At 32.6% G+C, this 14849-nt stretch carries 13 protein-coding genes; 2 read left to right on the forward strand and 11 right to left on the reverse strand.

Annotated elements, in window-relative coordinates:
• Nucleotides 1–6 precede the first annotated feature (6 nt).
• The 5 genes from EDD66_RS08255 to EDD66_RS08275 all read right to left on the reverse strand — a co-directional run bounded on the left by EDD66_RS08255 (nucleotide 7) and on the right by EDD66_RS08275 (nucleotide 5818).
• Complete coding sequence (locus EDD66_RS08255) at nucleotides 7–1131, reverse strand: ABC transporter substrate-binding protein (protein ID WP_123609103.1); 1125 nt, start codon at nucleotides 1129–1131, stop codon at nucleotides 7–9.
• Nucleotides 1132–1442: 311 nt separating this feature from the next.
• A complete protein-coding gene (locus EDD66_RS08260; RefSeq protein ID WP_123609104.1) occupies nucleotides 1443–1715 on the reverse strand; it encodes a hypothetical protein in 273 nt (90 codons plus the stop codon).
• A gap of 43 nt (nucleotides 1716–1758) precedes the next feature.
• Entirely contained in the window at nucleotides 1759–2436 is a 678-nt protein-coding gene (locus tag EDD66_RS08265; RefSeq protein ID WP_123609105.1) for a hydrolase, read from the reverse strand.
• Nucleotides 2437–2633: 197 nt separating this feature from the next.
• Nucleotides 2634–4067, reverse strand: coding sequence for an ATP-dependent Clp protease ATP-binding subunit ClpX (gene clpX / locus EDD66_RS08270; protein WP_123609106.1), 1434 nt, complete (start codon nucleotides 4065–4067; stop codon nucleotides 2634–2636).
• 155 nt (nucleotides 4068–4222) lie between these two features.
• The gene (locus EDD66_RS08275) at nucleotides 4223–5818 is read right to left on the reverse strand and encodes a S1C family serine protease (RefSeq protein ID WP_170164296.1); all 1596 of its coding nucleotides are present in this window, start codon (nucleotides 5816–5818) and stop codon (nucleotides 4223–4225) included.
• 221 nt (nucleotides 5819–6039) lie between these two features.
• On the opposite strand from EDD66_RS08275, the gene EDD66_RS08280 reads away from it, so the two are divergent.
• Complete coding sequence (locus tag EDD66_RS08280) at nucleotides 6040–7458, forward strand: undecaprenyl-phosphate glucose phosphotransferase (protein WP_123609108.1); 1419 nt, start codon at nucleotides 6040–6042, stop codon at nucleotides 7456–7458.
• A gap of 24 nt (nucleotides 7459–7482) precedes the next feature.
• The gene (locus tag EDD66_RS08285) at nucleotides 7483–8493 is read left to right on the forward strand and encodes an LCP family protein (protein ID WP_123609109.1); all 1011 of its coding nucleotides are present in this window, start codon (nucleotides 7483–7485) and stop codon (nucleotides 8491–8493) included.
• Nucleotides 8494–8671: 178 nt separating this feature from the next.
• On the opposite strand, the gene EDD66_RS08290 is transcribed toward EDD66_RS08285, so the two are convergent.
• The 6 genes from EDD66_RS08290 to EDD66_RS08315 form a co-directional block, all read right to left on the reverse strand.
• A complete protein-coding gene (locus tag EDD66_RS08290; protein WP_123609110.1) occupies nucleotides 8672–9139 on the reverse strand; it encodes a hypothetical protein in 468 nt (155 codons plus the stop codon).
• Nucleotides 9140–9396: 257 nt separating this feature from the next.
• Nucleotides 9397–10581: a hypothetical protein gene (locus EDD66_RS08295; protein ID WP_123609111.1), complete on the reverse strand. Its 1185-nt coding sequence runs from the start codon at nucleotides 10579–10581 to the stop codon at nucleotides 9397–9399.
• A 161-nt stretch (nucleotides 10582–10742) separates the two neighbouring features.
• Nucleotides 10743–11657 carry a hypothetical protein gene (locus EDD66_RS08300; protein WP_123609112.1) on the reverse strand — a complete coding sequence of 305 codons (915 nt, stop codon included), beginning with the start codon at nucleotides 11655–11657 and terminating at the stop codon, nucleotides 10743–10745.
• A gap of 41 nt (nucleotides 11658–11698) precedes the next feature.
• Nucleotides 11699–11923 carry a hypothetical protein gene (locus tag EDD66_RS08305; RefSeq protein WP_123609113.1) on the reverse strand — a complete coding sequence of 75 codons (225 nt, stop codon included), beginning with the start codon at nucleotides 11921–11923 and terminating at the stop codon, nucleotides 11699–11701.
• Between the two features lie 198 nt (nucleotides 11924–12121).
• Nucleotides 12122–13306 carry a hypothetical protein gene (locus EDD66_RS08310; RefSeq protein WP_123609114.1) on the reverse strand — a complete coding sequence of 395 codons (1185 nt, stop codon included), beginning with the start codon at nucleotides 13304–13306 and terminating at the stop codon, nucleotides 12122–12124.
• Nucleotides 13299–14615, reverse strand: a complete 1317-nt coding sequence (locus EDD66_RS08315; RefSeq protein WP_123609115.1) for a hypothetical protein — start codon at nucleotides 14613–14615, stop codon at nucleotides 13299–13301. The genes EDD66_RS08310 and EDD66_RS08315 overlap by 8 nt, the downstream gene beginning before the upstream one ends.
• Nucleotides 14616–14849: the final 234 nt, after the last annotated feature.

Here is a 14849-nt window from a genome sequence, read left to right on the forward strand (position 1 = left end):
ATTTAATTATTGCTTTAATTGATATTCTCCATTTACAATTTCAATAAGCTTAGCTGATTTATTAGGTTCTCCTTCTGGAGTAAATGTCATCTTACCAGTAACACCATCTACTTCAATTTCAGTCATTGCAGCGATTAATTTGGCGCTGTCTGTAGAACCTGCTTTTTCAATGGCTGCTTTAATAATATATACACCATCATAACCATCAGCAGCGAATTGATCCGGAACTGCATCGAATTCTTCCTGATATGCTTTTACGAACTTTTGAACATTTTCTGCTGGATCATTAGCAGCAAATGGGCTTAAGAAGATTCCACCGTTTGCTAAAGATGCGTCCTCTAACTGTCCAAGAACACCATCCCAGCCATCACTGCCTAGAAGTGGAAGTGTAATTCCCTGTTGATTTGCCTGATTAATAATATATGCTGCATCCTGATAATATACAGGTAAGAATAAAGCATCTGCTCCTGCAGCTTTAATTGTCGTTAACTGAGTGTTAAAATCAACATCATCAGTAACAAAAGATTCTTCTGCTACAATAGTAGCACCTTTTGCTTTCGCTTCTTCTATAAATGCAGTCGCTACACCTTTACTATAGTTATCAGCAACATTATAAAGAACTGCCAGGTTTTTATATCCCAATGTTTCAACAGCATAATCAGCCATTGTCACACCCTGTAGAGGATCCGTAAAACAAACTCTGAATGCATTTTCATATTTTGTTGCCTCTTGAACAGAAGCAGATGGAGTTATCTGAAGAATTCCATCTTCATTGGTTAATTCAGTAATTGCAAGCATAGAATCACTTGTAACAGTTCCAAGGATTGCATCTGCACCTTCATCCATTACTTTATTGTAAGCAGCAATTGCGGGCTGAGCTTTTGCTTCATCGTCTAAGAAGTTAAGTTCTAATTTGATACCATTTACTCCACCGGCATCATTAATTTCCTTAATGGCTAATTCAGCTCCTTGTTTTACAGAAATACCATAGGAAGCTGCACTTCCTGTAAGTGGACCAGAGCCACCAATCATGAATACGTCCCCACCCGCATCTTTTTTTGCACAACCAACTGTCCCAGCTACAACCGTGGATGCAATAAGAGTTAAGCTTAATAATTTTTTCAATTTCATAATATATTCCTCCTTTTTATCTGATGACTACCAGCTGTAACACTCCCTTTTTCTAAAGAGGTCGGTAACATCTGCTATGTCCCTAGATAAGTTCAACTAAATTGTGTTGTGGTTCAAACCACATCTGAATTAAGTTTCACTTAATATACAAAATTATGGCTAATTAGATTATAAATTATCTTATAGTAACCAAAAAGGTGTTCTTGCAATTTAAGAACACCTTCATTCTTTTGTATATAATACTCTTAATAGTTTAATTTGTCAACAGGAAAAAGCATTAATTCGTTACTCTGGCAAAGTGGTTTTTTCCCTTAATAATTGATTTCTCCTCCGCATTTATCACAATATTCCAATCCTTCCAAAGTTTCCCCTCCACAGTCAGGGCAGATAATCTTTGCCGGACAGATTTCTCTCTCAACAATTGGATATTCTTCATTCTGAGGATCGCTGTTTCCTCCTATTAATTTTGAAGGCTGACTGCTATCTTCTTTTTTAACAGTGAGTTTTGCGCTTTGTTCATTAAGTAATATTTTCTTCTCCTGTTTTTCTGCAAATTTATTAAATATTTTATCCTTAAATGACATATTTTTCTCCTCTTATTATATGTATTTATTTCCCTTTTATCCTCTAAATTATATTTTCATTCTCACGATATGTTTTCATCATCTTTCGGAAAATTTCACCTGTTGTAGGAGGCGTATAAGTAATCGCATTGGCACCTGCCTGTATTGTTCTTAATATACTTTCTTCCGTTGGTCCTCCTGTGGCAATGATAGGTATGTCCGGATATTTATCACGGATTTGCTCTACAATATATACTGTATTCCCTGCTCCTGATACATTAAGAATATCAGCTCCGGCTCTTATTCTCTCATCAATATCTGTCTTATCGGATATCACTGTAACGACTATTGGTATATCTATCTTTTCTTTTAAATAAGCAATGGTTTCATTAGGAGTAGGAGCATTCACCACAACACCTACTGCTCCTTGAAATTCTGCATCTTCTGCAAGGTTTGTTACTCTTTTACCAGTTGTTGTCCCACCTCCAACTCCACAAAATACAGGTACGTCAGAAGCACTAATAATTGAGTGTGTTATAATCGGTTGGGGTGTAAATGGATATACTGCGATAACAGCATTGGCATTACAATTACGGATAATCGCAACATCCGTTGTAAAAACTACAGATCTTATAAGCTTTCCAAAAATTCGAATGCCACTTACCTGATCAATCACTTTGGGGACGCGTATCATATGTTTTCTTAAAATTCCATCAATTTCTGGTACACTTCTTGCTTCCATTGCTTTTCCTCCTTATTTCCCGTGTTAATAAGATAATTATATCTAAATTGTAACACTCTAACAAGAAAAAAAGGGCGCAAAATAATTGATATTTTAGCATATTTTTCACTTTACTGCTATCCCCATTTAAATAAAAAAGCTATTGCATAATAATCCCTTTATAATGAAAAGAAATATATTTTGCAATAGCCCATTTATTAATTTAAATTAGAACCTATTAATTTAGGGTTATTAGAACCTCTTAACTCAATCCTTGGTGCACCCTTTTTTTCTATATAATCTCTTGTAATGATAACTCTTCCAATGTTGCTATCTTTTGGAATCTCATACATAATGTCTAACATAAATTCCTCTATGATAGCCCTGAGAGCCCTGGCACCTGTTTTCTTCTCGATAGCCTTTTGCGCAATTGCTTCAAGAGCATCCTCTTCAAATTCTAAGTCAACTTCATCTAAAAGTAATAATTTTTTATACTGTTTTAAAATAGCATTCTTTGGCTCTTTTAAAACCTTAACTAACATTTCCTGGGTCAGACCTTCCAGAGTATATATAATAGGTAATCTTCCAATAAATTCTGGTATCATGCCAAATTCTCTTAGATCTTCAATACTGACTTTTTGTAATATATCAGGATCATTATCATATTTGTCTTTGAGGTCTGCACTAAACCCTATGGATGATTGTTTATTTAATCTTTTCTTTATGATTTTCTCAAGTTCAGGAAAGGCTCCTCCACATATAAATAAAATGTTTCTTGTATTTACTGTAGTTAAGGGAACCATCGCATTTTTATTCGTTGCTCCTACCGGCACTTCAACATCACTGCCTTCTAATAATTTAAGGAGTCCCTGCTGCACCGATTCGCCGCTCACATCACGACTATTGGTATTTCTTTTCTTGGCAATTTTATCAATTTCATCAATAAAAATAATTCCTCTCTCTGCTTTTTCCACATCATTATCTGCGGCAGCAAGAAGTTTAGAAATTACACTTTCAACATCATCTCCAATATAGCCTGCTTCTGTAAGTGAAGTTGCATCTGTAATTGCCAGAGGTACATTTAATAACCTGGCTAATGTTTTAACTAAGAATGTTTTTCCACTGCCAGTTGGCCCAATCATAAGCATATTAGATTTCTCAATTTCTATCTCATCCATAGTATTACTTGCTACTCTTTTATAGTGGTTATATACCGCTACTGAAATTACCTTCTTTGCATATTCCTGCCCTATTACAAATTCATCTAATTGCCCTTTAATAATATGAGGTGATGGAATACTTTTAATATCAAATACTTGTTCCTTCTCTTCTTTGGGCTTCTTCTTTTTGATTTTTTGGCTCTTAGGAACATCATCTACTCCATTATTCATTTGAAACATGGCAGGATTAAAATTAGCCATATCCATAAATGATACTCCATTGGTGTTAATAGTATCAAATGTTTTCTGCATACATTCGGAACAAATGTGGATATTATTGGGCAGCTTCATCATTCTTCCTGCTCTGCTCTCCGGACGTCTGCATATATAGCATATATCTTCATATTCATTCTCGGTCTCTTGTTTTATGTTATCATTCTTCTCTTCAATAGTTGTTTCTTTACTATCTTCAAATGTTTCTTTATCGTTCATGTTTCCTCCTAGACTAACAAGCGATTATATATCATCTTTTCTATTTGTTGTTAAAAATATCCTTCATTAGTAGAATAAAAACATTATAACTTACTAATGAAGGATATACAAGATGATTCCTTTCTCATTTAAAAGTTAAAAGAATCATTTTTTATCTAATTATTTGGATTAAATTCATAGCCAAATGGTATTTTACTTAAATCATCCTCTTCTTGCTCTATTGTGCTATTGGAAGCAGAAGTATCCATTTTCTGCAATACAACGTCGATTATTTTTTCTTCATACTCCTCACCATTTCTTCTTCGTATTGTTACTGAAACTTTGGTTCCTGCCGGATATCCATTTACTTTTTCTTTGACACTTGCCATGGAAGTCGCTTCCATACCATTCACTGCTGTAATGATATCTCCTGAAAGGATTCCTGCTTTGCCCGCAGCTCCCCCTTCCACAGTTTCAACAACATAAGCACCTACCGGCATTTTATACATGGATGCCATTTCTTTCGTTACATCCTGCCCGACAACACCCAGATAACCTTCTTCTCCTTCTTTTATCACTTCTCTGTTCATTAACTCATTAATAATAGGAATCGCTTTTGAAATTGGTATTGCATAGCCCATTCCCTCTACCTCACTGGAAGCATATTTTACTGAGTTAATACCAATTACTTCTCCATTTACATTTAAAAGAGCACCCCCGCTGTTACCAGGATTAATTGCAGCATCTGTCTGAAGTAATGTCATACTTTTATTATCGATAGATACAGTTCTATCTTTTGCGCTGATATAGCCAACAGTTACTGATTGGCCATAACCCAGGGCATTCCCTATTGCGATTGCCATCTGGCCGACTTTTACATCATCCGAATTACCAAGTGATGCAATCTTAATGGAATCACTTGTTTCTTTATTGATTTCAGAAAGATTAACAGCAACTACGGCAAGATCTGCTGTTTGATCCGTGCCTTTGATCTTAGCCTCTAAAACTTCATTATTTATAAAGGTAACTTTAATTGCTTTGGAATCTGTGATAACGTGATTGTTTGTAACAATTAATAATTCATTATCATTCTTGCCTACGATAATACCAGATCCACTGCCTTGTGTATCCTTATCATATTGATTTCCAAAGAAATCACTATATGACTGGGTCACTGTACTGGTAATAGATACAATCGATGGCATGGTTTTTTCTACTACATCTGAAACGTCATTATCTCCTTCAATACCGTTTGAAATAGCGGTAGTCGGCAAGGTATTCTTTTCTTCGATCTGACTGATGTTTGCATTTTCATTCCCTATAATTATCGGATTCCCCTTAGGATTTAATTGATTTATGACATAATTAACCCCTTGGAAACTTAATCCCGCAACGATACCAAAAAGGATTGCTGCAAAAATTATCTTTGCAAAATTACTAACCCCTTTCTTAGAATCTCTATTGTCATGTCCGGCCATTGGATGGGGTATATTATTATAATCAAAACCATATTTATCTTTGCGGCTATAACCATATGTCTCTTCATTCTTATTTGAACGATCGGACTTCTCTAACCAGAATAGATATCCCGAATTATCAGGATCATTTGTCATTTTACTATTATCCGCCTCGGAAGATTGATCCCGCTCATTTATCAGAATAAAATTATTCACGGCCTCTTGCTCATTACTATTCGTATTATCACTCTGATCATTATCTATTGTTTTAAAGTTTATTTCCAAATCTTTATCTTCGCTAAAATCACTATTCATCTTTATGCTCCTTCCATTTATAATCATACTTACTATTAGCCTATCAGAAAAATGTGTAGAGAATGTGAAGAAAAACTAAAAAAAATGTAAGATTTATTAATATTATTTTTATTGTAGAAACTTTTATAATAATGTATTATAATGTGTGAGGGATTCTGACGTACAATATGCCTAGAATAAAGAAGCCTAACAACATATTTTATGAATCAAGGTGGTATCCAATGATAAAAGACAACCAAAAGATGTTCAACCGATTACATGTATTATTAGACGGCTTTATTATTGTACTTTCTTATGCTGTTGCATTTGAATTACGTTTTAAATATTTGAATTTTTTAGATTTCTTCCGACGTTCCTCCGTATATTATTTACCACTTCATTACGTTGCGAAAGAATTAATTTATTTGGTTCCTGTTTATTTGATCATCTATTATTTTTGTAATTTATATAGTCCCAAACGTGGAAGTTCAAGGCGTTTTGAATTGTGGAACTTAACCCGGGCTAATGCTCTAGGCGTCTTATTCTTTATGTTCGTTCTGTATTTAACGAACAGACCTGACTTTTCAAGAAAATTTATTGGCGTTTTCTTTGTGGTAAATATTGCATTCGGATATTTCTTCCGTAATATGTTAGGAAATATCCTTAGAATAATAAGAAGAAAAGGCTTTAATCTTAAACATATTCTTATTGTTGGATACAGCCGGGCAGCCGAATATTATATAGATCGTATCCTTGCCAATCCACAATGGGGATATTATATTCATGGAGTCCTGGATGATAACATGGAAGTTGGAACTTCATATAAAGGAGTTAAAATAATAGGACCAAATTCAAATCTTTCTACCATGCTCCTTGAAAACACTCTGGATGAGATCGTAATCGCACTAAATATCGGCGAATATTCCAAATTAGAATGCCTTGTGAGTACCTGCGAGAAATTTGGAGTGCATACAAAGTTTGTTCCTGATTATAATAACATTATTCCTACGAAACCTTATACAGAAGATTTAAATGGTCTTCCTGTTATAAATATTAGAAATGTACCCCTTACCAATACTTTAAATAAATGTATAAAACGGATTATAGACATCTTTGGCGCCGTAGTTGCAATAATCCTCTTTTCTATCCCTATGATTATTGTTTCTGCAATCATTAAATTAACTTCCAGTGGTCCCCTTATCTTTTCACAAGTGAGAGTGGGATTACACAATAAAGAATTTAAAATGTATAAGTTTCGTTCCATGGCTGTACAAAAAGACTCTGAAGAAAAGAAAGCATGGACAACCTTCAATGATCCAAGAGTTACTCCAATTGGTAAATTTATTCGTAAGACAAGCATTGATGAACTTCCCCAATTATTTAATGTATTAAAAGGCGACATGAGTTTAATCGGTCCAAGACCGGAACGTCCATTTTTTGTTGAAAAGTTTAAAGAAGAGATTCCAAGATATATGATCAAACATCAGGTTCGTCCAGGTCTTACCGGCTGGGCTCAGGTAAATGGTTATAGAGGCGATACTTCCATACGTAAAAGAATCGACCATGACCTTTATTATATCGAAAACTGGACTCTTGGATTAGACATTAAAATATTATTTATGACATTCTTTAAAGGATTTGTAAATAAAAATGCCTATTAATTACCAAAAGAAAGTGTGTTTAAAATGAGTAAAAAAAGAAAAAAAAGCAAGGCGAAGATTATCTTTATCCTGGAAATTCTTCTAATACTATTATTAATTCCAGTAGTATATATCTATCTTCAAATTGAAAAAGTACCATCTGCTGACATCGACCTAAATAATATTTCACAAAATGAGATAAATAATCCAGATATGAAAAATTATCGTAATATCGCTTTTTTTGGCGTAGATTCAAGAGCAAATGATTTAAAAAAGAATACAAGAAGTGATTCTATCATGATTATGAGTATTAATAAAAAGACCAAAAAAGTAAAATTAGCTTCCATCTACCGGGATACTTATGTTAACGTGGAAGGTCATGGTTATACCAAATTAAATCATGCTTACTCCTATGGAGGACCTGAATTAGCTTTAAGTACGATTAATACGAATTTTGATTTAAATTGTACGGAGTTTGTTACTGTTAATTTTAGTGCCCTGACCAATGTCATTGATTTGCTCGGTGGTATTACATTAAATATTGAAGAAAATGAATTAAAACATGTAAATAACTATGCAAGAGATGTAGCTAAAATTAATGGCACTAAATATAATAAGATAACATCACCTGGTGAACAGGTTGTAGATGGAACACAGGCTACTGGTTATTCCCGCGTCCGTTATACTGCCGGAGGAGATTTTAGGCGGGCAGAACGCCAAAGAACTGTGGTAGAGCAAGTATTCAAGAAAGCCAAAAAATCTAATATTACTACTTTAGTATCCATCATGAATGAGATGATTCCACAGATTTATACAAGTCTTGATACGAAAGAGATGCTAAACTATGGTAAAGATATTTTCTTCTATGAACTAAACGATCAGACAGGTTTCCCTATTGAAAATCAAGCTGGTAAAATCGGTGGTACCTCTTACGTATTACCGACTACTCTGGAATCTAATGTGACAGCACTTCATAAGTTTTTATTTGGAACAGAAAATTACGAACCATCTAATACAGTAAAAGCAAGAAGCCAGGAAATAGATAGTAAATTTTAGTTTTTTCTCACAGACTCTTCGTCATGGAAGATATTTGAAAGACTCCTATTATTATATTGGGTTAAGTATTGAAATTCTTAACTAATATAATAATAGGAGCCTTTTTTAATCCGGACAGGTTAAAGCTGATATTGAACACACAATAAGTATAGCTATAAAACAGGAAGATATTCTTATATTATATTTTATTAATAAAATTATTCAAATTTATTCTCTTCTCTCCTTGTTTATAGACACTTGTCATGATAAAGTAACCACACATTATCTGAAGTATGGGAAGCAGATCCAGGCTCTTATTTAAAAATATATTAACTGGATATACCATTATAGTTCCTAATATCTCATTACCCGAAAATTGAAACAGTACCGCTATAGAAAGATACAATAAAGGAATTACCAAACAGATTATCTTAGGCCAACAAATCCTCCATATTCCTTCTTTTTTTGTTTCACGTACCAGATTCTCCAGCCCTAGTAATATGCCCAATCCTATATTAAGAAGAAAAGGTATTATCAGGTAGGTGTGGGTAGTCATATTGAAGCGTAAATAATCTTCTTCCATTCCCCTAACTGCATATTCTCTATATATTAAATATATAAATATCAATATTATGTAGCCTAAATATTTTATCCATAATTTTTTCATAATGTCCTCCAATTTAAAAGTCATTTTTTATCCACTGTTCTCTATATATTAAAATATCAGTAAAACATTGTCAAGTTTCTAACAATTGGAAACATTTTAGATAAACAAATACCATATTTTACATTGAAGAAGAACTATATCATACCCTAAATTTCTTAATCATGAGGAACTTTACTGTTTTGCACACCATTGAAGTGGTCCCGGAGCTTTATGTCCCTGTTAGTATACTATGTTTTGATCAGTAATAGAGATTATTATTAATCCCTCAACTCCACAACTTCTACCAGACTATGATATGCTGTCTCCCATTCGTAAACAAATATCTTTCCATTCACACAGTCAAATATTAAGGAATCCTTTTCCGGCAGATCTGCTAGTTTTTTTTCTTCTCCTGTGGCTAAGTTATAGGATGAAATCTGATATTCACGAAATAGATACACAAAACCTTCCTCATAAGCCACTATTCTTGGCATATTACTTTTAGTCTTAAACAGTACTTTGCTATCACCTGCAATCGGGTCGACTTCTATCAAAGCATCAAAATAATTACTATCTTGATTTGGATTTATTACATGTGGTGGTTTTGCGTATTGAATTAATATATATAATTTTTTATTTTCTACTACATAATGACCGGGTATCCAATTAAAATGTACACTATCGTAGTCTGCCAATGCTGATATAGGATATATGGTTGAATTGTCAATAAGATAATATCCATCCAATTTTAAGCCATAGATTATTCCATCAAGCATAAAATATTCCTCTGTGCTTCCATTGCTTGCCAAAATTATCCTGTCATCCTTTTGTGAAAATACACTAATTACTTGAATATTATCTATGCCCCAATAGTCATCACCAAGCATTAGATAATTCTTAAATGGAATAACATAATTATTAAAATCCTTGATATTCTGTACTTTCCTTCCCTCTAATAAAATCTTTTGGAGATCTATTGTATTTCCCCAGTCTTTTTTCCCATCATCCAGCCAGTAAATACGTGATATATCAGTAAAGTATGATATAAAAACACCTTCTTTATCTGCGGCTACATCATCAAAACGACCTGTTAATTCTGGAAAAAGGGAATCAGTTTCCCTCGTATACAAATCAGTTCGAAATAATTTTCCATCTATAATAAAGTATAAATAGTTATTTGTTACTGCAATATTGGTTGGATATAGTTTTTCAACACCGGAAACTTTGATTGTATCAACAATTGGTTCACTATTCTCAATTGAATTACCATATTTATAGATAATTCCGTTAGAGTAATAATAATCATCCTGTTCATTGGAACAAGTAAGACCACTAGAGCTGTGAGACAGTTTGGAATTGATATTATGAATCTCATAATATCCTGTTTTATCTCTGTTAGAGCAACCAGATAATAATACGGCTATTATAATTCCCATTATTATTTTAAATAGTTTTCTATTCATCTTTTGGCTCCTTACTTATTCCTATTGCAGATATTATTTTTCTCTCGTAATATTTAATCAAAAATAGGTTATAAGAAATAGGTATGTTCATACTTGTTATAGTATTATAGGTAGAAATAATTCCACCGCCTGTACCATCTTATCTTTATATAACTATTTCACTAATTCCCAAATTCCACAATTTTGATCAGACTAAAATATGCAGTCTCCCTTTCATATACAAATATCTTTCCATTCACACAATCAAATGTCAAAGAATCTTTTTCTGGTAAATCTGCTAATTTCTGCTCTTCTCCTGTTGCTAGGTTATAGGATGAAATCTGGTACTCACGAAATAAATATACGATACCTTCCTCATAAGCCACTATTCTTGGCATATTACTTTTGGTCTTAAACAGTACTTTACTGTCACCGGCTATGGGGTCTACTTCTATGATAGCATCGAAGATACTATCGCTCTGGTGTGGATTTATTACTTTTGGCGGTTTTGCATACTGTACTAATAAATACAATTTATCATTTTCTACTACATAATGGCCGGGCACCCAACTAAATCGACTATTTTTAAAGTCAGATATCGCAGTTATAGAATATATATCCTGACTACCAATTTCATAATAACCATTCCATGTTAAGCAATAAATTTTATCTTTTAGAATAAATTGATTATCAGGAGATCCAGTATTTTTATATAGTATCTTATTATCAGTCTCCGAAAAAATTCCATTTATCTGCATTCTATCACTACCCAGTCGATCATCCCCCAGAATCAGTTTATCTCTATAATAACATGTATAATTATAGTAATTATTGATATTTTTAAATCTAACATCCTTTGAAAATAAATCCTGAATTTTAAATAATAAGTTCCAATCTTTCTCTCCGTCATTTAACCAAAAAGTAGATTCATTAATTGAGTCAATTGTAATGTATACGCCGTCTTTTTCTGCTGCTACATCAGTAAACTGCTCCTTCACCTCACTAAAAAGTTGAATGGTTTCCCTTGTTTTTAAGTCTGTCCGATATAATTTCCAATCTATAATAAAGTATAAAAAATTATTTGTTGCCTCGAACACTAATGGGTTAAGCTTATATGCTTTTGAAACTTTTAATGTATCTACAATTGGTCACTATCATCAATTGTATTATGATATTTATAAATAATACCATCAGAATAAAAATAATCTTTTATTCCATTTGAATAAGCCAATCCACAATAATTATATGATAATTTCGAATTAATATTATACACAGCATAATATCCTGTCTTATCCCTTTTTGTACAACCAATAAGTAAAGCTGCAAGTATCAATATGTACAATATTACCATCTTCTTACGCATTATCCTGCTCCTTTTTGATTCCATCTGTCGAAATTACCTGTCTTTACTTTTCAATATTATCACTTATTAATACCATATACGGATATAAAAAGTTAGCAATTCTCTCTAAACGAACGTTTACATATTAGTTTCATTATTTTCAAAATTTATAATTACTTCTGTTGGTAATAGTAATTATTATTTTTCCACATTAGATTATTAATCCCTTAACTCCACAACCTCCATCAATCTATGATATGCTGTCTCCCATTCATAAACAAATATCTTTCCATTCACACAGTCAAATATTAAGGAATCCTTTTCCGGCAGATCTGCTAGTTTTTTTTCTTCTCCTGTGGCTAAGTTATAGGATGAAATCTGATATTCACGAAATAGATACACAAAACCTTCCTCATAAGCCACTATTCTTGGCATATTACTTTTAGTCTTAAACAGTACTTTGCTATCACCCACGATTGGATCTACCTCTATGATAGCATCGAAAATGCTGTCACTCTGATGTGGATTTACAACCTTAGGTGGTTTTGCATACTGTACTAATATATATAATTTTTTGTTTTCTACTACATAATGACCGGGTATCCAATTAAAATGTACACTATCGTAGTCTGCCAATGCTGATATAGGATATATGGTTGAATTGTCAATAAGATAATATCCATCCAATTTTAAGCCATAGATTATTCCATCAAGCATAAAATACTCTTTTGCACTTCCGTTATTTTTCATAAGTATATTATCTTTCGTTTGCGAAAACACACTGGTCACTCGAATATCATCTATTCCCAAATGGTCATCACCAAGTATTAGATAATTCTTAAATAGAGTAACATAATTATTAAAATCATATATATTCTGTGTTTTCTTACCGTCTAATAACATCTTTTGTAAATCTATTACCTTATCCCATTCTTTTTTCCCATCATCCATCCAGTAAATACGTGATATATTGGTAAAGTATGATATAAAAATGCCTTCTTTATCTGCGGCTACATCTACAAAACGACCTGTTAATTCTGGAAAAAGGGCTTCTGTCTCCTTCGTATGTAAATCAGTTTGAAAGAATTTTCCATCTATAATAAAATATAAATAGTTATTTGTTACTGCAATATTTGTTGGATATAGTTTCTCAACACCGGAAACTTTGATTGTATCAACAATTGGTTCACTACTCTCAATTGAATTACCATATTTATAAATAATTCCATTTGAATAATAATAATCATCCTTTTCATTTGAACAGGTAAGGCCACTAGAGCTGTGGGATAACTTGGAATTAATATTATTTATTGGGTAATATCCTGTTTTATCTCTGTTAGAGCAACCAGATAATAATACGGCTATTATAATCCCCATTATTATTTCAAATAGTTTTCTATTCATCTTTTGGCTCCTTACTTATGCCTATTGCAGAAATAATCTTCCTATTACCACTTGTATTATCATTTGTTAAGGATTCATGTGAACTTAAACTCTCACTTGCTATATCGTCTAAATTATGAGAATAATATTTTCCTTCATATTTCGTTATTGCAACAGTATGAGCTTGTTCAGTGATATCATCTCCGTTATTATATATTGTTACAATGATTGCATCATAATCTTTCCCAAGCTGATTAAAGTCATTTGGGCTTGCAGTCGTTATCACTTTTGTCTTATAACCATTTTCATTAAAATATTGCTGAATTGCATTAGGATTATTCCCTAGGAATCCTTTTGCAGCGATTCCTTTTCTCTCGTAATATTTGATCAAATCAGGAAATAAGTTATCAGAAACAGACGAGTTCATACCTATTATAGCATTATAGGTAGCAATAATTCCACATCCGGCCAAGTTCACATCAGTCCAGCCGAAATTCAAATTACTGAATAATTCTTTTTTCTCTTGATATTCTATATAACTCTTCCCATCTTTCCCTTTTACCAATAATTTATCTGAGTTTTCTTTAAAGTACTCTGTATTCTTTTTATAATTTTCATTGCTCTTATCCTGAGATATTGCAAAGAGAGGCATACTGATAAAGTCATAAAAATTTAATGCTATATCATTACTAACATGATGAGGGATAAACGCTTTTGCTTCTTCTATTCCCTTATTAATTCCTTCCTTAATACTTTCTCTGGCGCCTTCGTATTGGCCCTTAATAAAATCTTTAATTTTATCACCTGCTTTTCTTGTTTCCCATAATAAATCATTGTCTAAATATTTTCCTTGTTTATACCAATCTTTAATTTCTTCAATAAGATCTGGAACATCAAATTCCATATTATTATGTTGACTTTTAAGAAATCTGGTTAGGGCATTGGAATTGGTGATTTCTGTTCCTACATAACAAAAGAAATTTGTGAATATATTTTCTTTTATCCCATATGTGTTTCTAAAATTTCCTGATAAAGACTCAATGGCAACCTTTACATTATTATCCGCTATCCTGCAGTTAGTTTTAAAGGTATCTAAATTATAGGATAGTGTTTGAAAATCAATTTCTTTTTGCCGCAACTCCACTAGTTTCTCTTGAATTAAATAATCCGCTTCTTCAATATTGTTTGTTCTTTCACCACTATACGTTTTTAAATTTCTACCCACCTCATTTTCAAGTGTTTCCGCATATTCTTCTAACAGTATTGCAGTCTTTTTTGCAGACTTTATTGCATCATCAAGATCATCATAGGATACAACTAATTTACTCATGGATACTCCCCCTTTTATATTTTAATAGCAGGTAATTGCGAAACTCCAAAGATTTGGTTATTGTGATACAAATAATATAATTCCGGAGCGGAAGCTAAGCGGAAGGAGCGTTGGAGCGGAGGAATTTATATGAGTTGTATCACAAATTTAGAATGTTTATTAGTTTCGCAATTACCTACATTTTAATAACCAGAAAATAACTTTTTTAATAATCCCTGACTGTTTATAATTTTA

Source organism: Mobilisporobacter senegalensis, assembly GCF_003752155.1.
GTDB lineage: Bacteria > Bacillota > Clostridia > Lachnospirales > Lachnospiraceae > Mobilisporobacter > Mobilisporobacter senegalensis.